The organism is Paractinoplanes globisporus DSM 43857 (genome assembly GCF_000379645.1).
Classification (GTDB): Bacteria; Actinomycetota; Actinomycetes; order Mycobacteriales; family Micromonosporaceae; genus Actinoplanes; species Actinoplanes globisporus.
Map to the genome: position 1 here is coordinate 30,876 of NZ_KB903305.1, position 19,446 is coordinate 50,321.

Sequence of the window (19,446 nt, forward strand, 5' to 3'; positions counted from 1 at the left end):
GGAGAGCTCCCCGTGCGACGCTTCGCGCCCCTGTTGGTCCTTCCGCTGCTCCTGGCCGGCTGCTCCGCCGCGGGCGACGACGCGGCGACCACCGCCGGCCCCACCCCGAACGCCGGGGGCGGCGCCTCGGCCGTGGCGCCCGCGCCGGTGGACCCGTCGGTGGCCGCCTCGGCCGACAAGGCGCTGAGCGGCAACACCAAGGCCATCTGCGAGCAGGCCGAGCGCACCAGCACCGGTTTCGGCCAGGCCTTCATCGCCGACCTCCAGATGCAGATCGACGCCGCGAGCCAGGGCGCGGCGGCGAAGGCGCAGGCCCAGGAGAAGATCGACCGGGACGTGTCGAGCTTCTCGTCCGCGCTGGCCGGCATGGCCAAGCTTGCCGACGACAAGGCACTCAAGGCGGCGCTGACCCAGATGAGCAAGCAGGTCACCGCGTTCAAGGGCGACGTCGCGAAGATCAATCCGGACAAGATGTCGGCGATCACGGCTACCCTTGACAAGGCCTGCGGCCGGAGCTGACGCCCCGGTTTGGGATCGGCGCGTCGGATGAAGTACGCTTGCCGACGGCGCTTTTCCATGCGCCGTGCTCCGCGTCCGTGTTACCACCCGGCCGGGCCAGCACCATCCGCCAAGCAGCGGTTATCGCTGCGTAAGTCTCAGGGAGTCCGCGTCCGATGTACGCGATCGTCAAGACCGGCGGCAAGCAGTACAAGGTTGCCGAGGGCGACGTGATCGAGGTCGAGAAGCTCGCGGGTGCGCCCGGCGATGCGCTGACGCTCGCTGCGGTCCTCCTCGTCGACGGTGACAACCTGGTGACCGACGCGGCCAAGCTTGCCAACGTTACGGTGTCCGGCGAGATCGCCGAGCACACCAAGGGTCCGAAGATCCGGATCCACAAGTTCAAGAACAAGACCGGCTACCACAAGCGCCAGGGGCACCGTCAGCCGCTGACTCGCGTCAAGGTGACCGGCATCACGAGCGGGAAGTAAGGGGCGGATCACTCATGGCTCACAAAAAGGGTGCTTCCAGCTCGCGCAACGGCCGTGACTCCTCCGCTCAGCGGCTCGGCGTCAAGCGGTTCGGCGGCCAGCTGGTCAACGCCGGCGAGATCCTGATCCGCCAGCGCGGCACGAAGTTCCACCCGGGCGAGCTCGTCGGCCGCGGCGGCGACGACACGCTGTTCGCGCTGGCCACCGGCAACGTGCAGTTCGGCACGATCCGCGGCCGCAAGACCGTGAGCATCGTCCCGGTCTCGGAGTAAGTCTTACCAACAGCGGGCCCAGGACCCCTCCGGGGGTTCTCGGCCCGTTGTTGCTTTTGAGGAGAGTTGAGCAAGTGACCACGTTCGTCGATCGGGTCGTGCTGCACCTGCAGGCGGGTGACGGCGGGCACGGCTGCGTCTCGGTGCGCCGGGAGAAGTTCAAGCCGCTCGGCGGCCCCGACGGCGGCAACGGCGGGCACGGCGGCAGCGTCACGCTGGTCGTCGACCCGCAGATGCAGACGCTGCTCGACTTCCATTTCCACCCGCACGTCAAGGCCCCCAACGGCGGTGGCGGCGCGGGCGCCAACCGCGACGGCGCCAACGGCAAGGACCTGGTGCTCTCGGTGCCCGACGGCACGGTCGTGCAGAACGCCGACGGCGAGGTGCTGGCCGACCTGATCGGCGCCGGTGCCAGCTTCGAGGCGGCCCGCGGCGGACGCGGCGGCCGGGGCAACGCGTCGCTGGCCAACACCCGGCGCAAGGTGCCCGGCTTCGCCGAGCTCGGCGAGCCGGGTGAGCAGCTCGACGTCGTACTCGAGCTGAAGAGCGTCGCCGACGTCGGCCTGGTCGGTTTCCCGTCGGCCGGCAAGTCGTCGCTGATCTCGGTGATGTCCGCGGCCAAGCCGAAGATCGCCGACTACCCGTTCACCACCCTCGTGCCCAACCTCGGCGTGGTGCAGGCCGGCGACCAGACGTTCACCGTGGCCGACGTGCCCGGTCTCATCCCGGGCGCGGCCACCGGCAAGGGCCTGGGCATGCAGTTCCTGCGGCACATCGAGCGCACCTCGGTGCTGGTTCACGTGCTCGACGCGGCGACGCCGGAGATCGAGCGCGACCCGCTGGCCGACCTCGACGCGATCGAGGCCGAGCTGACCGCGTACGGCGGTCTCGAGGACCGCCCCCGGCTCGTGGTGCTCAACAAGATCGATATCCCGGACGGGCGCGACCTCGCCGAGATGGTCCGGCCCTCGCTGGAGGAGCGCGGTTACCGCGTCTTCGAGGTCAGCGCCGTCACCCGCGAGGGTCTCAAGGAGCTCGTGTTCGCCCTGGCCGCCACCGTGGCCGAGCACCGCCTGGCCAAGCCGCCCGCCGAGCCGTCCCGGGTCGTGGTGCACCCCCGCGCGGTCGACGACAGCGGCTTCACGATCGCGCAGGACGAGGACGGTGTCTTCGTGGTGCGCGGCGCGAAGGTCGAGCGCTGGATCCGGCAGACGAACTTCGACAACGACGAGGCGATCGGCTACCTGGCCGACCGGCTCGAGCGGCTCGGGGTCGAGGCCGACCTCGCCAAGAGGGGCGCGCAGCCGGGCGACCCGGTGCGGATCGCCGATCGCGAGTTCGACTGGCATCCCAACGGCGGCGAGTTCGTGGCCGGCCCGCGCGGCACCGACGCCCGCCTCGAGGAGGAGAGCGGCCGGGCCTCGGCGGCGCAGCGGCTCGCCGCCCGCAAGGCGCGCCGGACCCGCACCGACGACGAGCTGCTGCACATGGACGCCGACGGCACGATCACGACGCTCGCGAACGCCCAGCGGCCGGTGTTGGTTACCGACGAGGACGATGAGGACGACACCGGCGAATAGGGCGTAGTCCAGCTTCGCGCAACCATCCGGAAACGGTCCTCGCTTAGAGTCACGGTGTGCTGATCGAATCCCGCCCCGCTCTGGACCCGGAACTTGCCGCCCTGGTCACGGCCCAGCAGCGGGAAATACGGGAGATCGACAAGGGGATGAACTCCGCGGTGTTCATCCCCCAGAATGACGCTGCGTATCTGGTGGCGATCGTCGGTCACCGCGCGGTGGGCTGCGGGGCGTGGCAGGCGCTCGACGACGGGGTCGCCGAGCTCAAGCGCATGTACGTGCGGCCGGCGTTCCGGGGCCGCGGCATCGCCCGCCAGATGATCGTCGCGATCGAGGAGGAGGCGCTCGCCGCGGGCCGGCCGGTCATCCGTCTCGAGACCGGTGACTACCTTCCCGCGGCGATCGCCCTCTACCAGTCGGCGGGCTACCACCAGATCCCCGCCTACGGCCCGTACGTCGACAACCCGTTCAGCGTGTGCTTCGAAAAACGCCTCGCCGCGTTAGTCCAATAACCCGAGCGCGGCGCGTGCCCTCCGTACGGTGGCAAGCGCCGCAGGCCGAACCTTGGCCTTGCCCTCCGCCAAGATCTCGCGGACGTAGCCGGGGTCGTCGGCCAGCTCGGCGTAGCGCTTGCGGATGGGCGCGAGCAGGGCATCCACCGCCTCGGTGACGTCGCGTTTCAGCGCACCGTAGGACGTGTACGCGCCCGGCCGCTCGCCCGTGCTCTCGGCCAGGATCGCCAGCAGGTTGGTGACGCCCGGCTGGTTCTCCGGGTCGTGCCGGACGATGCCCACGGTGTCGGTGACCGCCCGCGAGATCGTCCGGCGGATCACCTCGGGCGGGTCGAGCAGGCCGATCCGCCCGGCCGCCGTCGCCGAGCTCTTGCTCATCTTGCGGACCGGATCGGCGAGGTCCATGATCCGCGCGGCCGACTCGGGGCGTACGCCCTCGGGCACCACGAAGGTCTCGCCGTAGCGGGCATTGAACCGGGTGGCCAGGGCCCGGGTGAGCTCGAGATGCTGGTTCTGGTCGTCGCCGACCGGCACCTCATGGGCGTTGTGCACCAGAATGTCGGCCGCCATCAGCACCGGGTAGGTCAGCAGGCTGAGCCGGACCGGGCCGCCCCGGGCCGATTTCTCCTTGAACTGGATCATGCGGGCCGCCTCGCCGTAGGCGGTCGTGCACTCCAGCAGGTAGTGCAGCTCGGTGTGCTCGGGGATCTGCGACTGCGCGATGAGCTCGGTGCGCCCCGGGTCGACACCGGCGGCGAGCAGCAGCGTGGCCACGTCGAGCGTGCCCTTTCTCAGGGCGGCCGGCTCATGTTCCATGGTCATCGCGTGCAGGTCGGCGATCATGGCGATCGAGCCGCCGGGCTCCTCCTGCGCCGCCACGAGCGGGCGCATGGCGCCGAGAAGGTTGCCGAGGTGCAGGTTTCCGGTGGGCTGAAAGCCGGTGAGTCGCTTGGTCATGGTCGTTTCCTTCCGGTCGGGGGCCGAGCCCCGCCGGAGATGGCCGTGACATGCGAAAACGGCCGCCCGGAGAGGCGGCCGCGATGGTGTCGTGCGCGTGTGGGTGAGCCGCCCGGTCAGGGCAGCCACCAGCAGAGGTTCAGCGTGCGCACGTGACCATCCTACCGCGAGGCGGCGATGTCCCGGATCGGACGGACAGGCATGATGGTCGTCATGTCGCTCACCCGTGCCGAGGCCGCTGACCGCGCCGCCACCGTCGACGTCCACGAGTACGAGGTTCACCTCGACGTCACCGGTGAGGGGGACACGTTCACGTCGCGGGCAGTGGTGCGGTTCGATGCCCGGCCAGGTTCGACGACCTTCCTGGAGTTCGAGCCGGTCTCCGTCGAGTCGATGACGCTGAACGGCGTTCCGGTGCCGGCGCCCGTCGACGGGCGGCTTGTGCTCTCCGACTTGGCCGCCACGAACGAGCTCGCCGTGACGGCGACGATGCGGTACTCGAACACGGGCGAGGGCCTGCACAAGTACGTCGACCCGGCCGACGGGAACGTGTACCTCTACCAGCACCTGTTCATCAACAACGCGGGGCGGGTGCTGCCGGCCTTCGACCAGCCCGACCTCAAGGCGTCGTGGCGGGTGTCGGTGACCGCGCCGGCCGCGTGGAAGGTTGCCACCAACGGCATGCTGCGGTCCTCGGCCGGCGGGCACTGGGAGTTCGAGCCCACGAAGCCGATCTCGACGTACCTGGCCACGCTCTTCGCCGGGCCGTTCCACGCGGTGACCGACACGCACGACGGCATCCCGCTGGCGCTCTACGTGCGGGCGGCGCTCGCCGAGCACCTCGACGAGCAGGCCCCGGAACTGTTCACGATCACGAAGCAGTGCCTGGACCGGTACCACGAGATGTTCGACATCCGGTACCCCTTCGGGCACTACCAGCAGGCGTTCGCGCCGGAGTTCAACTTCGGCGCCATGGAGTACCCCGGCCTGGTGGTCTTCCGGGACGAGATGATCTACCGCTCGGCGGTGACCGAGGGCCAGCGCGAGTCGCGAGCCAACGTGATCGCGCACGAGATGGCGCACATGTGGTTCGGCGACCTGGTGACCATGGCCTGGTGGGACGACCTGTGGCTGAACGAGTCGTTCGCCGAGTACCTGGGCACGCGGGTCACCGAGGAGGCCACCCGGTTCAAGGGGACGTGGACGACCTTCGCGATGCAGCGCAAGGCGTGGGGGCTGCGGGCCGACCAGCACCCGTCCACCCATCCGGTGGCGCCGGTCGAGGTCGCGGACACCGATCAGGCGCTGCTCAACTTCGACGGGATCTCGTACGCGAAGGGGGCGGCGACCCTCAAACAGCTGGTGGCGTGGGTGGGGGACGAGGCGTTCCGGGCGGGGCTGAACGCGCACTTCGAGGCCCACGCGTACGGGAATGCCACGCTCGCCGACCTGCTGGCGCAGCTGGCCAAGGCGAGCGGGCGGGATCTCTCGGCGTGGGCCGAGGTGTGGCTGCGGCGGGCGCAGGTGAACACGCTGCGGACGTCGGTCGGTGCGGACGGGTCGATCTCGGTGCTGCAGACCGCGCCGGCCGCGTATCCGACCCTGCGTCCGCACAAGATCGGGATCGGGCTCTACGACCGCCTCGATGGAACCGTCGTACGGCGTTCGCTCGTCTCGGCCGAGGTCGCGGCGTCGGCCTCCTCCGATGTTCCGGACATCTCCGGAAGGGCCGACCTGGTGCTGCTCAACGACGGCGATCTCACGTACGCGAAGATCCGGTTGGACGAGGCGTCGAACGCCGCCGTTCCGGTCGTCCTGCCGCTGATCGGCGACTCACTGGCCCGGGCCGTGCTCTGGGCCGCCACCCTCGACGCCGTGGTCGACGGCGAGCGCCCGGTCGCCGAGCTGGTCACGCTCGTGCTGGCCGCGCTGCCGGTGGAGACCGAGGTGGTGATCGTCGAGGACGTGCTGCGGGCCACCCGCAGCCTGGTCGACCGCTACTCGACCGCCGACACTCGGCCCGCCGCGCTCGAGCTCGTCGCGCAGGCCACCGACCGGCTGCTCGCCGTCTCCGAGCCGGGCGGGTCCCGGCAGCTCGCGGCCGCCCGCGGGTTCATCGGCGCTACGGTCGACGCGGCCCGGCTCACCGATTGGCTGGCCGGCGTGGGCGTGCCGGAGGGGCTCGCGATCGACGCCGACCTGCGCTGGCTGATCCTCTACCGGCTCGTCGTGCTGGGCGCAGCCGGGCCGGCCGAGATCGACGCCGAGTTCGAACGGGACCGCAGCGCCACCGGCGAGCAGTGGGCCGCCCGCTGTCGTGCGGCGGTGCCGTCGGCCGAGGCGAAGGCCGCGGCCTGGCGGTCGATCGTCGAGGACGTGAAGCTGTCCAACCGGCTGGTCGAGATGACCGCGTCCGGGTTCTGGCAGCCGGAGCAGCTCGGCCTGCTCGCCCCGTACGTGGCGCGCTACTTCGCCGAGATGCCCGCGATGATGCGGATCCGGAGTGGCATGAGCGCGGAGAGGACGGTCGGTCTCGCGTACCCGGAATTGGTGGTGGACCCGGAGACCCGGCGGCTCGCCGCCGAGCTGCTGTCCCGCGAAGATCTTGATCCGATCCTGCGCCGCGTCGTGCAGGACCAGGACGACGACATGCGCAAGGCGCTGGCTGCCCGCTTTTAGACCTTTTCCGAACGAACTCTGCTAAACGCTTTTAGCGGATACCCTCGCCCCTAGGGGGTGGGGGTGTCTTGGAGTGGTCCGAGGAGCTTGCCGGCGGTCTGCTGCAGGCCGCCCCGGACGCGATCCTCGTGATGGAGGATGACGGCCGGATCGTGCTGGTCAACGACCGGGCCGAGGAACTGTACGGCTTCGGCCGGGACGAGTTGCTCGGCACGCGCATCGACACCCTGCTCACCGACGACGCCCGGATGATGCCGGCCGCGCGCCGGCGACGGCTCGAGGAGGGGCGCCCCGGGCCGGTCGGGGCGGTGACCACGACGATCCGGCGGCGGGACGGCAGCGAGATCCCGGTGGAGTCGTCGGTCGCGATCGTGGACACGCCGCAGGGGCGGCTCGCCGTCTGCGTGATCCGGGACCTCAGCGAGCGGGCCCGGGCCGAGCAGGAGAAGGCGCGGCTGCGGGCCGAGGCGCACGTGCACCGCAGCCAGCGGCTGGAGAGCCTGGGGCAGCTGGCCGGGGGGATCGCCCACGACTTCAACAACATGCTCGGCGTGATCGTGAACTATGCGAACTTCGTGATCGAGGAAGCTTCGTCGCCGTCGCCCGATCTGAAGGCGATCGCGGCGGATGCCAAGCAGGTGGTGCGCGCGGGGCAGCGCGGGACCGATCTCACCCATCAGCTGCTGTCCTTCGCCCGGCGGGAGGTGGTGCGGCCGCAGGTGCTCGACCTCAACGGGGCGATCTTCGAGGTGGAGGAGATGCTGCGGCGTTCGCTGGGGGAGCACATCAATCTTCTCGTACGCGCTGAGCCGTCCCTGCCGGCCGTGATGTGCGATCCGGGGCAGATCGAGCAGTTGCTGGTCAGTTTGTCGGTCAACGCGCGGGATGCGATGCCGTCGGGCGGCGACCTGGTGATCGACACCGCGCGGCACGGGGACCAGGTGTGCCTCCGGGTCAGCGATTCCGGGGAGGGGATGTCGCCCGAGGTGCTGGATAGGGCCTTTGAGCCGTTTTTCACCACCAAAGGCAGCGGGGGTACGGGACTGGGGCTGGCCAGCGTGTACGGGATCGTCACGCAGGCCGGGGGCGAGGTGTCGATCGCCTCGTCGGTGGGGCTGGGCACCACTGTCACCGTGCTGCTTCCCGTGGCGACTGCTACCCCTTCCCCCGATAATCCTGACATTTCCCCTATAGGTGGTCAGGGGGAGACGCTTCTCGTGGTCGAGGACGAGGCGGCGCTGCGGGACGTGGCCGGGCGGATCCTCTCCGGGGCCGGCTATCACGTGCTGTCGGCGGAGTGCGGGGCCTCGGCGCTCGAGCTGGCCGCGCGGCATGAGGGGGCCATCGATCTGCTGGTCAGCGACGTGGTGATGCCCGGGATGCTGGGCAAGGAGCTGGCCGAGCGACTCACCTGCGTGCGGCCCGACACCCGAGTGCTCTACATGTCCGGATATGCGCAGCCGGTGCTGCACTCGCAGGGCACGCTCGATCCCGGGGTTGAGCTGTTGGAGAAGCCTTTCACGGCCGGTGACCTGCTTGCGGCCGTCCGCAAACGGCTGGACGACTGATCCCCATCCAACCGCCCCGCCCGCCACCCTTGATCGGAAAGGCATATATTTTTTTGATGCGCCGGATCGGGATCATGGGTGGCACCTTCGATCCGATCCACCACGGGCACCTGGTCGCGGCCAGTGAGGTGCAGGCGCGGTTCGATCTCGACGAGGTCGTCTTCGTGCCCACCGGCGAGCCGTACGAGAAGGGCAGGGTCTCCCCGGCCGAGGACCGCTATCTGATGACCGTCATCGCGACGGCCTCGAACCCGCGTTTCCACGTCAGCCGGGCCGACATCGACCGCGACGGGCCCACCTACACGGTCGACACGCTGCGGGACATGCGGGCGATCTTCGGGAACGACGCCAAGCTGTTCTTCATCACCGGGGCGGACGCGCTCGCCCGCATCCTGAGCTGGAAGGACGCGCTCGAGATGCTGACCATGGCGCATTTCGTGGGCGTCACGCGGCCCGGCTTCGAGCTCTCCGGCGACCACCTGCCGGCCGACTCGGTCACCCTCGTCGAGGTGCCGGCGATGGCCATCTCCTCGTCGGCCTGCCGCGAGCGGGTCGCCCTCGGTCAGCCGGTCTGGTATCTGGTTCCCGACGGTGTTGTGCAGTACATCAACAAGCGTGGCCTCTATCGGGGCTCGGGAAATGTCACACCCGTGTGAGACGCTTGTAGCTCCAGGACACCGAACGAGGGGACGCTCTTGCCCGTCACCGAACGCGCGCTCGAACTGGCGATGGCGGCCGCGCAGGCCGCTGCCGACAAGAAGGCGCAGGACATTGTCGTCATCGACGTCGCCGAGCAGCTCTACATCACCGACGCCTTCGTGATCGCCTCCGCGTCCAACGAGCGGCAGGTCATCGCGATCGTCGACGCCATCGAGGAAGCCCTGGTCAACCTGCCGGAAAAGGCTAAACCCGTGCGCCGTGAGGGCGAGCGGCAGGGCCGCTGGGTGCTGCTCGACTACGTCGACATCGTCGTCCACATCCAGCACGCCGAGGAGCGGGAGTTCTACGCCCTCGACAAGCTGTGGAAAGACTGTCCGACGATCCCGTTCGTCGACCGGGACATGGTCGACGCCGACGCCTCGTGAGTCTTTTCGAGGCTCGGCGGCCGGCCTTCATCGCTCGGCGCCTTGCCTTCATCGTTCAGCGGGCCGCCCGATGAGCCGGCTGATCGTCTGGCGGCACGGGAACACCGACTGGAACGCGAGCCATCGCGTCCAGGGGCAGACCGACGTGCCGCTCAACGCGGTCGGCCGCCAGCAGGCGGTCGACGCCTCGGAGCTGCTCATCAAGATGCGGCCCGACATGATCGTCTCCAGCGACCTGCACCGCGCGGCCGACACGGCCGCCGCGCTCGCCGCGCTCAGCGGGCTGACGATCAACTACGACAAGCGGTTCCGCGAGCGGTACTTCGGCAATTGGCAGGGCCTCACGATGGCCGAGGTGGCCGAGCTCTACCCCGACCAGTACGAGCGGTGGACGCACGGCCAGGAGGTCGGCGGCGAGGTCGAGACGCTGGCCGACCTGGGCCGGCGCGTCTCCGAGGCGCTGCACGCGGCGGCCGAGCTGTCGCCGCCCGGCGGCACGGTCGTGGTGGCCACGCACGGCGCGGCGGCCCGGCAGGGGATAGGGCACCTGCTCGGGTGGCCGCTGGAGCAGTTGCGCACGCTGCGCGCCCTGCAGAACTGTCACTGGGTCGAGCTGACGCACGATCGCGAGCGAGGCTGGCAGGTCGCGGCGTACAACGTCGGGCCGTTCACGGACCGGCCGGTGCCGCCCCCGGTCTGACCCTGGGGGAACTCGGCTTGGTCCGGTAGCGTCCAAGAATCATGCTGACTCGTCGCCTTGCCATCGCCTTGACGCTTGTGCTGTGCGTCGCCGGTTGCGCCGGCAACTCGCCGTCCGCGACCGGCTCGTCGGCGTCCTCGGCTTCTTCGGTTCCGGCTTCTTCGGCCCCCGCGTCGTCCGCATCGGCTTCCGCGTCGCCGTCGCCCTCGGTCGAGCCGTCGACCGGTCGTGCACAGACCGTGACCGGCACGGTCGAGGCCGGTGTCGAGGCCAACTGCCGGCTGATCAAGGACAGCACGGGCTCCCACCTGCTGTATTTCGACGATCCGTCGCTGAAGGCGTCGGCCGCCGTGGGCAAGAAGGTCACGGTGACCGGGCGTTCCGAGCCCGGCATGATGACGACCTGTCAGCAGGGTGTCCCGTTCGTCGTCACCTCGGTGAGCCCCGCATGATCGCGCCTTGCGGCTTCCCGCGCGGGAATCGGTTACCGTCCCTCGCATGCCCGTCGCGGTTGTCACCGACTCCACCGCGTACCTGCCCGCCGAACTGAGCGGCTCGTATGACCTGACCGTCGTCCCCCTGACAGTGGTGATCAACGGCGCCGAGGGTCTGGAGGGCCTGGAGATCCAGCCCGCCGAGGTGGCCCGCGCCCTGAGCGCTCGCCGTTTCGCCGTCAGCACGTCCCGCCCCGCACCGGCCCAGTTCGCCGAGGCCTACCGCCGCCTGCTGGACGCCGGCGCCGACGGCATCGTCTCGGTCCATCTGTCGGCAAAACTGTCCGGCACGTTCGAGGCCGCGTGCCTGGCGGCGGCCGAGCTCGGCGATCATGTCCAGGTCGTCGACAGCGAGACAACCGGCATGGGCCTGGGCTTCGCCGCGCTGGCGGCGGCCAGGTCCGCTTCCGAGGGCAAAGACCTTGCTTCCGTACGAGGCGAAGCAGCCGACCATGCCTCCCGCGTGAGCACGCTCTTCTACGTGGACACCCTGGAGTACCTGCGACGAGGCGGCCGCATCGGCGCCGCTTCGGCCCTGCTCGGCACCGCCCTCTCGGTAAAACCCATACTCCACGTGGTCGACGGCGCCATAGTCGTCCGCGACCGGGTCCGCACCGCCGGCCGAGCCCTGGCCAAACTGGTCGACTACGCGGTCGAAGTCAGCGGCGACGGCGAGGTCGACATAGCCGTCCACCACCTGGAGGCCCCCGAGCGCGCCGCAGCCCTGGCCGACGCCGTCTCCATGCGCCTGACCGACCGCCTACGAGACTGCTACATCACCGAGATCGGCGCGGTGGTAGCCGCCCACGTAGGCCCCGGCGTCGTCGGGGTCGTGGTCCACCGCCGCCCCTGACCGTCAACCAGATGGCGGCCTGCCGGCTGCCCCGCGCCCATGACCGTCGATCAGGCGGACGGCCAGCCGTCGGCTGCCCAGCGGGCGGGCTCGAGACGAGGCGCCGCGCTCAGATGCGGCACCACCTCGTCCCACGAGCGCACGTCGGCGCCCACCTGCACCTCGTCGGCCACCGGGAGCAGAACCGGCTCGTCTCGCTCCCAGATCGCACGGGTGCGCCAGCCCTCACCCTCCGAGCCCACCAGCCTGAGCCCCACCATGTGCGCGCCCCGCCACGTCTCCGTGTCGGCCGTGCTCGGCGTGTCGGCCGTGTTTGGCGCATCCGCCGTCCTCGGCGTGTCTGCTGTGCTTGGCGCACCCACCGTGCTTGGCGCGTCGGCTGTGCTTGGCGCATCCGCCGTGCTTGGCGTGTCTGCTGTGCTTGGCGCACCCACCGTGTTTGGCGCGTCGGCTGTGCTTGGCTCGGCTTCGGCCGGCGGTTCGGGCAGGCTCGTGGCCTGGCGGGTGTACTCGTGGACGGCGAGCAGGCCCTCGGCGCGGCGCACGGCGGCGTGCAGGGGATGGCCGGGCGGGACCGTGTAGGGCACCGTGCAGCCGCGGTCGTCGTACCCGTACGCCATCGGGGTGATCGGCCGGGATGCGCTCGCGTAGATCTCCTCCGCCTGGGCGAAGAGCCCTCGCAGATGCTCGCTCCCGTCCGCCGTGACCAGGAGGGTGCCACGTTCCGGCGCGAACGCCACCGGCACGCCGCCGACCTGCCCCGCCAGCCGCTCGAGCCAGCCGTCGAGCAGCAGGTGCGACGTCCAGTAGGCGTCCCCGTCGTCCAGGAACCGCACCACCACCGGCTCGCTCGCGACGCCTTGCAGCACCGCCCCGGACAGGTTCGCCCGGGCCGCCGCGAAGACCTCCTCCGCGCTCACCCCCCAACCGGCCGGCTGATCCGGCCCGACGTAGGTCATGGTGTCCGGCTGATCGACCACCACGTACTCGTACAGGAACGGCAGGACCGGACGCCTCAGCGGCGATCCCGGCGTGCCACCACGCAAGACCGGGCGCAGCAGCGGCCGGGCCTCCGCCCAGTCCAGCGGCATCGCGGGCACCCTCAGGCCGGCCACGAACCGATCCACCCGTGCCCTCCGGCGCCCGCCCCGTGCTGCCAGCAGCGGAGCGAGCTCCAGGATCGTCGGCGTCTCGTCGCCGTCCGCGGTGAAGCGGACCCGGAAACCGCGTGCGTCGTACCGCGCGTCGGTGAAGCCTGCGCGGCGCAATCGGCGGATCACCAGACCACCGAGTCGCGCCCGGGCCATCCGCTGTAGCAGACCCAACCGACGCCCTCATCTCCCTTGAGGCCGCCGACGTTAGCGCATGGCACCGACAGTTTTCTGCCCGCGGATGACCCGGGCCTCAAGGTCCTCGTCGACGAGCAGGTCAGCGTCCAGCCCGGCCGCCCGAATCGCCTCGATCGCGGCGCCGGACTGCGCCTCGGTGATCTCCGAGAGCATGATCCCGCCCGGCGCCAGCCACTCGTCGGCCCCGGCCACCACGGCCCGGAAGATGTCGAGGCCATCGTCGCCGCCGTCCAGCGCGGAGGGCGGCTCGTGGTCGCGTGCCTCGGCCGGGAGCAGCGGGATGTGCCGGGTGGCGACGTAGGGCACGTTGGCCAGCAGCACCGCGATCCGGCCGCGCAGATGGCCGGGCAGCGCGTCGTAGAGATCGCCCTGGTAGACGTTCCCGTCCAGGTTGTCCCGGGCGCAGGCGACCGCGACCGGGTCCACGTCGGCCGCGTGCAGGTCGATGCCGGGGCGCCGCGCTCGCACGGCCAGACCCAAGGCGCCCGATCCGCAGCACAGGTCGACGACGACCGACCCCGCGGAAGCGCTCCGCACCGCCGTCCGCACGAGGAGCTCACTGCGTACGCGTGGAACGAAAACCCCACGACGGAGCCGGACCCGAACCCCGCAGAAGTCGGCGTAGCCGACGACCTGCTCGAGCGGCTCGCCCAGCGCACGCCGCTCGACCAGCGCCTTCAGCGCGATCTCGTCGGTCGCCGCGACGGCGAGCACCTCCGCTTCATCCTCGGCGAAGACACAGCCCGCGGCGCGTAGGCGAACAACAGCCTCGGCGATCGACGTCGCCGGAATCCCCGATGTCACATCGCCAGTCGATAGCACAGAAATGCCGGGCGTGGGAGTTATCCACAGTTCGCGGCTGTCCACAGGGGGCCCGGCAGCGGGGTTGCGAAATCCCTAACGTGCCTGGCATGCCCGAGGACGAGGTGGTAGCGACACGGCTGCGGTCGGCCCTGGCCGCGACCTCCCAGGACGCACGCGACCAGGCAAAACGCCGCATCCTGTACGGCGGTCCGGCGGTTTCGTCCCGCTATGCGACGGCGTTCACCGACCTGGCCGAGGTCGGCGAACCACTGGACTGGTCGGACGTCATCTCCTCCTGGCCGGACGACGTCGACCTGGATGCGATGCCCGAGCCGCCGCCCTCTCCCGCTCCCGCCCCGGCCGCACCGCCCACAGAGGACCCGACCAGCGGCTTTCCGCCGGGAACGGCGTGGGCCTCGCCGCCGCGGTCACTCGGCGAGACCCCGCCCTCCGATCCCGTCCCGTCCCCTTCCGGAGTTCCCATGCACGAGGTACCGCCGCCGGCCCTACGCCCCTCGGGCCCGGAGTACCGCCCGCTGCCACCACCCGCCTGGGTCCTGCCGGAGGAACCGGACGACGCGCTGCCCTGGCCGTCCCCCGATCCCGACGAGCCGGAACAATCCCTGACCGCCGAGGGTGCCTTCGGCGGCAGCCCGCCCGACAACGGCAAGCGGTTCGGCCTCGGCGCGTTCGATCCGGGCAACCGCGGCGTCAAGGCGCTGGCCCTGGTCGCCGTGGTCGTGATCGTGATCGCGGCGTTCCTGGCCTGGCGCTCTCGTCCCCGCGTCGACACGGTCGCGCCGCCGTCCTTCGAGAACACCGGCGCGACGGTGGAGCCGTCCGCCGCGCCCAGCGCATCGGAACTGGTGGTTGCCGTCGGCGGCAAGGTACGAAATCCCGGTCTCGTACGGCTGCCGCCCGGCTCGCGGGTGGCGGACGCGCTCACCGCGGCCGGCGGTGCCGAGCCCGGCGTCGACGTGGCAATGCTCAACCTGGCCCGCAAGGTGGTCGACGGCGAACTCATCATGGTCGGCGTCACGCCGCCGCCGGGCGTGGCGCCGCCGGCCGCCGGTTCCGCGCCCGCGGCCGCCGGCGGTCTGGTCAACCTCAACACGGCCACCCTCGCCGACCTCGACACCCTGCCCGGCGTCGGTCCGGTGCTCGCCCAGCGCATCCTCGACGCCCGCGACGCACAGGGCGGCTTCCGGGCGGTCAGCGACCTGCGGAAGGTCGACGGTATCGGCGATGCCCGCTACGAGGAGCTGAAAGACCTGGTGACGGTGTGAACGGCCGGGTACCGGACCTGCGGCTGGCCGGCTTCGCGGTGGCGGCCTGGCTGTCGTCGCTGGCTGCGCTCTATCTCTCGGCGCGCTCCGGCCTCCTGCTGAGCGCCGCGGCGTTCGGCGGCGCCGCCCTGGCCATCGCGCTTCTGCCCCGGCATCCGACGCGCTGGATCGCGCTGGCTGTCCTGCTGGGCGCGGGCTGCGGCGCCGGCATGACCGGCGCGCGGGTCTCGACCCGGGAGTCGGGACCGCTGGTTGCGCTTGTGCGGGCGGGTGACCCCGTACGCGTCGAAGCAGTTGTTCGTGATGATCCCCGTGCCCTGCGTGCGTCTCCCGGCCGGTCCCCGACGTACCTCGTCGCCGTTGACCTGCGGGAGGTCGGCGCCGAGGACGCCCGGCCGCTGAGACTGTCGGCGCGGGCGCTGGTGCTCGGCAGTGATCCCGGCTGGAAGGGCCTGCTGCCCGGGCAGCGCGTGACCGCTCACGGCCGGCTGATGCCGCCGCGCGGCGGTGACCTGCGGGCGGCCGTGGTGTCGATCAGGGAGGTGCCGACGCTGATCGGCCGTCCACCGTGGGCACAGCGGGCGGCCGGGGTGCTGCGGACCGGCCTGCAACGTGCCTGCGCGCCGCTGCCCGACGACTCCGGCGGACTGCTGCCCGGCCTGGTCGTGGGGGATACGAGCCGCCTCGATCCGGCCTTGAGCGACGACTTCCGTACGACCGGAATGACGCACTTAATGGCGGTTTCGGGCGCCAACGTGGCAATTGTGTTGGGCGTCGTGCTCTTCGCGATGCGGTGGACCCGCGCCGGGCCGGTGACCCGGGCGGTGGTCTGCGCGGTCGTGCTGGTCGGTTTCGTGATCCTGGCGCGGCCCTCGCCGAGCGTGGTGCGTGCGGCCGCGATGGGCGCGATCGGACTGATCGGCCTGGCCTCCGGCCGGCCTCGGGCGGCATTGCCCGCTCTGGGTGCCGGGGTCGCTCTTCTTCTGCTGTACGACCCGGAGCTGGCGGCCGATCCGGGTTTCGCGCTGTCCGTGCTCGCCACCGCGGGACTGCTCCTGCTCGCACCGCCGTGGCGTGATGCGCTGCGGCGACGGGGCTGGCCGCCGGGCGTCGCCGAGGCGCTGGCCGTCCCGGCGGCCGCCCAGGTGGCCTGCGGTCCGGTCGTGGCGGCCATCTCCGGCACGGTCAGCCTCGTGGCGATCCCGGCGAACCTCGTGGTCGTTCCCGCGATCGCGCCCGCCACGCTGCTCGGGGTCGCCGCGGCCGTGCTGTCGCCGGTGTGGGCCGGCGGCGCCGAGTTCGCGGCCTGGCTCGGGCACTGGCCGGCGGAGTGGCTGGTGCTCGTGGCCACCTACGGCGCTCGGCTGCCGGCCGGAGCGCTGCCCTGGCCGGGCGGGGTGTGGGGCGGGCTGTTGCTCGCGGCGATCACGGTGGCGCTGCTGGTCGCCGCGCGGCGACCGCTGGTGCGGCGGCTCGTGCTGATCGCGGCCCTGGCCGGGATGCTCGGGGCGCTGCCGGTGCGGGTGCTCGCCCCCGGCTGGCCGCCCGACAACTGGGTGGTGGTGGCGTGCGCGGTGGGCCAGGGCGACGCGATCGTGCTGCCCGCCGGCGCGGACCGGGCGGTCGTGGTCGACGCCGGTCCCGAGCCGGACCCGGTCGACCACTGCCTGCGGCGGCTCGGCGTGCACAAGGTCGTGCTGTTCGTGGTCAGTCACTTCCATGTCGATCACGTGGGCGGGGTGGCCGGAGTGTTCCGGGGGCGCGAGGTCGCGGCGGTCGCCGGTCCGGACTGGCCCGATCCGCCGGCTGGGCGCGCGTCCGTGGTGGCCGCGGCCGGGCGGACTCCGCTGCACGACGTCGGCCCGGGCTGGGCGTACGCGGTCGGCGGCCTGCGGCTGACCGTGCTCGGGCCGTACGAGCCGCTGCACGGCACCAACTCCGACCCGAACAACAACTCGCTGGTGCTGCGGGCCGAGGTGCGGGGCGAGACCGTGCTGCTGCCCGGCGACGCGGAGACCGAGGAGCAGGACGAGTTGCTCCGGCATCTGGGCGCCGCGGCGCTGCGGGCCGACGTCCTCAAGGTGGCCCATCACGGGTCCAGCTACCAAGAGCCGGAGTTCCTCGACGCGATCGATCCGGCCGTGGCGCTCGTGTCGGTGGGGAAGGACAACGACTACGGCCATCCGAACGCGTCGCTGCTGGCGCGGCTGGCTCGCGGGGGAGCGCGAGTGCTGCGCACGGATCAGTCGGGTGACCTCGCGGCCGTCGCCACCGGCCGTGGTCTCGCCGTGGTGGCCCGCGGATCGCCTCCGCAATGACGGCGCACCGACACGCCCGGGTTAGTCCTTTTAGTTGGTATTAGTGGAGGTCGATGATGCCGACGCGGCTTCGATGGGATCGAGCGACTCTACTGCGGTCATCTCATGCTGTTACTCCGATATGTCTGCCTTCGCATTCGGTGATCGACGTTCTGCGCGTAGGAGTGAGCCTCGCGGAAACGTCAGCCCCCCGTGCGACGATATTGGGCGTGAACACCGCGCCCCCCGACCCGCTGCTGCTCGTCCTCGGCGATGAGGAGCTGCTCGCCGCCCGCGCGGTCACGGCTGCGGTCGACGCGGCGCGCGCCGCCGAGCCCGATGCCGACGTCCGGGAGTATGAGGGCGGCGCGATCAGTGCCGGCGAGGTCGCCGAGATGCTGAGCCCGTCGCTGTTCGGCGGCCGCCGGGTGCTGGTGATCCGCTCCGGGCAGGATGCGCGTAAGGATCTGATCGCGGCCCTGCTGGCCTATGCGAAGAGTCCCGACCCCGACGTGACGCTGATCGTCACGCACCTCGGCGGCGCCAAGGGCAAGGCCCTCGCCGACGGCTTGCGCACGGCCGGTGCCACCGTGGTGGCCGCGGCCAAGCTCAAGGGCGATCGCGAGCGCATCGCGTTCGTCCGCGACGAGTTCCGCCGCAACGGCGGCCGGTGCGACGAGGCGGCCGCGTCCGCGCTGCTCGCCTCCGTCGGCAACGACCTGCGCGAGATCGCGGCGGCCTGCTCACAGCTGCTCGCCGACACCGACGGCAAGATCACCGAGGCGGTGGTCGCCCGCTATTACAAGGGCCGCGCCGAGGTGAGCGGCTTCACGGTGGCCGACGCCGCGATGATCGGCGACGTGCCCGGGGCGCTCGAGGCGCTGCGCTGGGCGCTGCACATCGGCGTCGACCCGGTGCCGATCGCCGACGCCATCGCCGACGGCGTCCGCACGGTGGCCAGGGTCGCCGCGGCCGGCCGGGGCAACCCGTACCAGCTGGCCAGCACCCTCGGCATGCCGGCGTGGAAGATTCAGCGTGCCCAGGAACGCAGCCGCGGCTGGACCCCCGAGGGCCTGGTCGACGCGATGCGCGCCGCCGCCGACTGCAACGCCGACGTCAAGGGCGGCGCCGAGGATCGCGGGTACGCCCTCGAGAAGGCCGTCTTCGCCGTCGTCGCGGCCCGGCGCGCGGGCGGGGCACGATGAGCCCGTCCCGCCGTGGCGAGGCTCACCCGCCGCTGTATGCCCGGCTGCTGCGCCTGCGGAACGTCGCACCGAGCGGCCTGCTGTGCTTCATCTTCCTCGAGGGGACGGTCGCGCTGGGTGCCCTGCTCGCGCTGGCCGAGCTGGTCAGCTGGTGGGGCGTGCTGGTGCTGCCGCTGACCGTCGCGGTGATGGTCAAGCTCAACGACGTGGTTGCCGGGGCGCTCAGCCGGCCCTCGGCACCGGCCGGCCCGGGAGCTCCGGCCGCGGCTCGAGCGGAGGTGCTGCGCCCGGCGACCGCCGGGGGACCGGCTCCCGCCATGCGGATGGCCGAGGAGGCCACGACCCGGCTGCCCGGGGTCATCAATCGGGAGCGGGGCGCGCCCATCATGCGTCCGTGGGCTGAGGAGGTCGAGGCCCAGCAGTGGCGGGTCCGCCAGTCCGCCACGCGCCGCTACGAGTGACGGTCGCACACTCGTAGCCGCGGTCCGGGCCTACCGCGCGCCGCTCGAAGCCTGCCGGTCTCGGGCGTCCGTGCCTCGCTGGGGCCGCTGTGCGATGCCTCGCGCGCTTGTGGTGCCCGTGCTGTGCGCTGCCCTCGCTGTGCGCTGGTCTCGCGCTGCGCGCTGGTCTCGCGCTGCGCCGCGCCGAGCTGCCTCGCGCGCTGTGCACTGCGTCGCGTCGCGTCGCGCTGTGCGCTGCCCGCGCTGTGCGCTGCCCGCGCTGTGTGGTGCCCGCGCCGTGCGCTGCCCGCGTTGAGCGGTGCCCGCGTCGAGCGGTGCCCGCGCTGTGGTGCCTTGCGCGACTCCGGCCGAAACGACC

The 19,446-nt window shown here is 71.5% G+C and carries 19 protein-coding genes; 16 read left to right on the forward strand and 3 right to left on the reverse strand.

Annotated elements, in window-relative coordinates:
• Positions 1 to 12: 12 nt before the first annotated feature.
• From A3CQ_RS0119390 to A3CQ_RS0119410, 5 genes are all read left to right on the forward strand, one after another.
• Positions 13 to 519: a hypothetical protein gene (locus tag A3CQ_RS0119390; protein WP_020512609.1), complete on the forward strand. Its 507-nt coding sequence runs from the start codon at positions 13 to 15 to the stop codon at positions 517 to 519.
• 155 nt (positions 520 to 674) lie between these two features.
• The gene (gene rplU, locus A3CQ_RS0119395) at positions 675 to 989 is read left to right on the forward strand and encodes a 50S ribosomal protein L21 (RefSeq protein ID WP_020512610.1); all 315 of its coding nucleotides are present in this window, start codon (positions 675 to 677) and stop codon (positions 987 to 989) included.
• 14 nt (positions 990 to 1,003) lie between these two features.
• On the forward strand, positions 1,004 to 1,261 hold the full coding sequence (gene rpmA / locus A3CQ_RS0119400) for a 50S ribosomal protein L27 (protein WP_020512611.1): 258 nt from the start codon (positions 1,004 to 1,006) through the stop codon (positions 1,259 to 1,261).
• 74 nt (positions 1,262 to 1,335) lie between these two features.
• Positions 1,336 to 2,841: a GTPase ObgE gene (gene obgE, locus A3CQ_RS0119405; RefSeq protein ID WP_020512612.1), complete on the forward strand. Its 1,506-nt coding sequence runs from the start codon at positions 1,336 to 1,338 to the stop codon at positions 2,839 to 2,841.
• Positions 2,842 to 2,897: 56 nt separating this feature from the next.
• Entirely contained in the window at positions 2,898 to 3,350 is a 453-nt protein-coding gene (locus A3CQ_RS0119410) for a GNAT family N-acetyltransferase (RefSeq protein WP_020512613.1), read from the forward strand.
• Here A3CQ_RS0119410 and trpS read toward each other — a convergent pair.
• Entirely contained in the window at positions 3,339 to 4,307 is a 969-nt protein-coding gene (gene trpS, locus A3CQ_RS0119415; protein ID WP_020512614.1) for a tryptophan--tRNA ligase, read from the reverse strand. The genes A3CQ_RS0119410 and trpS overlap by 12 nt on opposite strands.
• 201 nt (positions 4,308 to 4,508) lie before the next feature.
• Here trpS and pepN point away from each other — a divergent pair, with 201 nt between their 5' ends.
• The 7 genes from pepN (at position 4,509) to A3CQ_RS0119450 (ending at position 11,686) form a co-directional block, all read left to right on the forward strand.
• The gene (pepN, locus tag A3CQ_RS0119420; RefSeq protein ID WP_020512615.1) at positions 4,509 to 6,986 is read left to right on the forward strand and encodes an aminopeptidase N; all 2,478 of its coding nucleotides are present in this window, start codon (positions 4,509 to 4,511) and stop codon (positions 6,984 to 6,986) included.
• 68 nt (positions 6,987 to 7,054) lie between these two features.
• Complete coding sequence (locus A3CQ_RS0119425; RefSeq protein ID WP_020512616.1) at positions 7,055 to 8,554, forward strand: hybrid sensor histidine kinase/response regulator; 1,500 nt, start codon at positions 7,055 to 7,057, stop codon at positions 8,552 to 8,554.
• 56 nt (positions 8,555 to 8,610) lie between these two features.
• Entirely contained in the window at positions 8,611 to 9,210 is a 600-nt protein-coding gene (nadD, locus tag A3CQ_RS0119430) for a nicotinate-nucleotide adenylyltransferase (protein ID WP_020512617.1), read from the forward strand.
• 39 nt (positions 9,211 to 9,249) lie between these two features.
• Positions 9,250 to 9,639 carry a ribosome silencing factor gene (gene rsfS, locus A3CQ_RS0119435; RefSeq protein WP_020512618.1) on the forward strand — a complete coding sequence of 130 codons (390 nt, stop codon included), beginning with the start codon at positions 9,250 to 9,252 and terminating at the stop codon, positions 9,637 to 9,639.
• A 70-nt stretch (positions 9,640 to 9,709) separates the two neighbouring features.
• On the forward strand, positions 9,710 to 10,339 hold the full coding sequence (locus A3CQ_RS0119440) for a histidine phosphatase family protein (protein WP_020512619.1): 630 nt from the start codon (positions 9,710 to 9,712) through the stop codon (positions 10,337 to 10,339).
• A 41-nt stretch (positions 10,340 to 10,380) separates the two neighbouring features.
• Positions 10,381 to 10,791, forward strand: coding sequence for a hypothetical protein (locus tag A3CQ_RS60930; protein WP_157296087.1), 411 nt, complete (start codon positions 10,381 to 10,383; stop codon positions 10,789 to 10,791).
• A 46-nt stretch (positions 10,792 to 10,837) separates the two neighbouring features.
• Positions 10,838 to 11,686 (forward strand): DegV family protein, encoded by an 849-nt coding sequence (locus A3CQ_RS0119450; RefSeq protein ID WP_020512621.1) that lies wholly within the window; start codon positions 10,838 to 10,840, stop codon positions 11,684 to 11,686.
• Between the two features lie 50 nt (positions 11,687 to 11,736).
• On the opposite strand, the gene A3CQ_RS62165 is transcribed toward A3CQ_RS0119450, so the two are convergent.
• Together A3CQ_RS62165 and A3CQ_RS0119460 are read right to left on the reverse strand one after the other, a co-directional pair.
• On the reverse strand, positions 11,737 to 12,993 hold the full coding sequence (locus A3CQ_RS62165; RefSeq protein ID WP_020512622.1) for a DUF1444 domain-containing protein: 1,257 nt from the start codon (positions 12,991 to 12,993) through the stop codon (positions 11,737 to 11,739).
• Between the two features lie 51 nt (positions 12,994 to 13,044).
• Positions 13,045 to 13,839, reverse strand: coding sequence for a putative protein N(5)-glutamine methyltransferase (locus tag A3CQ_RS0119460; protein WP_245577274.1), 795 nt, complete (start codon positions 13,837 to 13,839; stop codon positions 13,045 to 13,047).
• Between the two features lie 482 nt (positions 13,840 to 14,321).
• Between A3CQ_RS0119460 and A3CQ_RS53420 the strand changes: the two genes are divergently transcribed.
• The 4 genes from A3CQ_RS53420 to A3CQ_RS62880 all read left to right on the forward strand — a co-directional run bounded on the left by A3CQ_RS53420 (position 14,322) and on the right by A3CQ_RS62880 (position 19,088).
• The gene (locus A3CQ_RS53420) at positions 14,322 to 15,125 is read left to right on the forward strand and encodes a ComEA family DNA-binding protein (protein ID WP_084699148.1); all 804 of its coding nucleotides are present in this window, start codon (positions 14,322 to 14,324) and stop codon (positions 15,123 to 15,125) included.
• Positions 15,122 to 17,443: a ComEC/Rec2 family competence protein gene (locus A3CQ_RS0119470; RefSeq protein ID WP_020512625.1), complete on the forward strand. Its 2,322-nt coding sequence runs from the start codon at positions 15,122 to 15,124 to the stop codon at positions 17,441 to 17,443. The genes A3CQ_RS53420 and A3CQ_RS0119470 overlap by 4 nt, the downstream gene beginning before the upstream one ends.
• A 200-nt stretch (positions 17,444 to 17,643) precedes the next feature.
• A complete protein-coding gene (holA, locus tag A3CQ_RS0119475) occupies positions 17,644 to 18,627 on the forward strand; it encodes a DNA polymerase III subunit delta (RefSeq protein ID WP_026205896.1) in 984 nt (327 codons plus the stop codon).
• On the forward strand, positions 18,624 to 19,088 hold the full coding sequence (locus tag A3CQ_RS62880) for a hypothetical protein (protein WP_020512627.1): 465 nt from the start codon (positions 18,624 to 18,626) through the stop codon (positions 19,086 to 19,088). Before holA ends, A3CQ_RS62880 begins: the two co-directional genes overlap by 4 nt.
• Positions 19,089 to 19,446 lie beyond the last annotated feature (358 nt).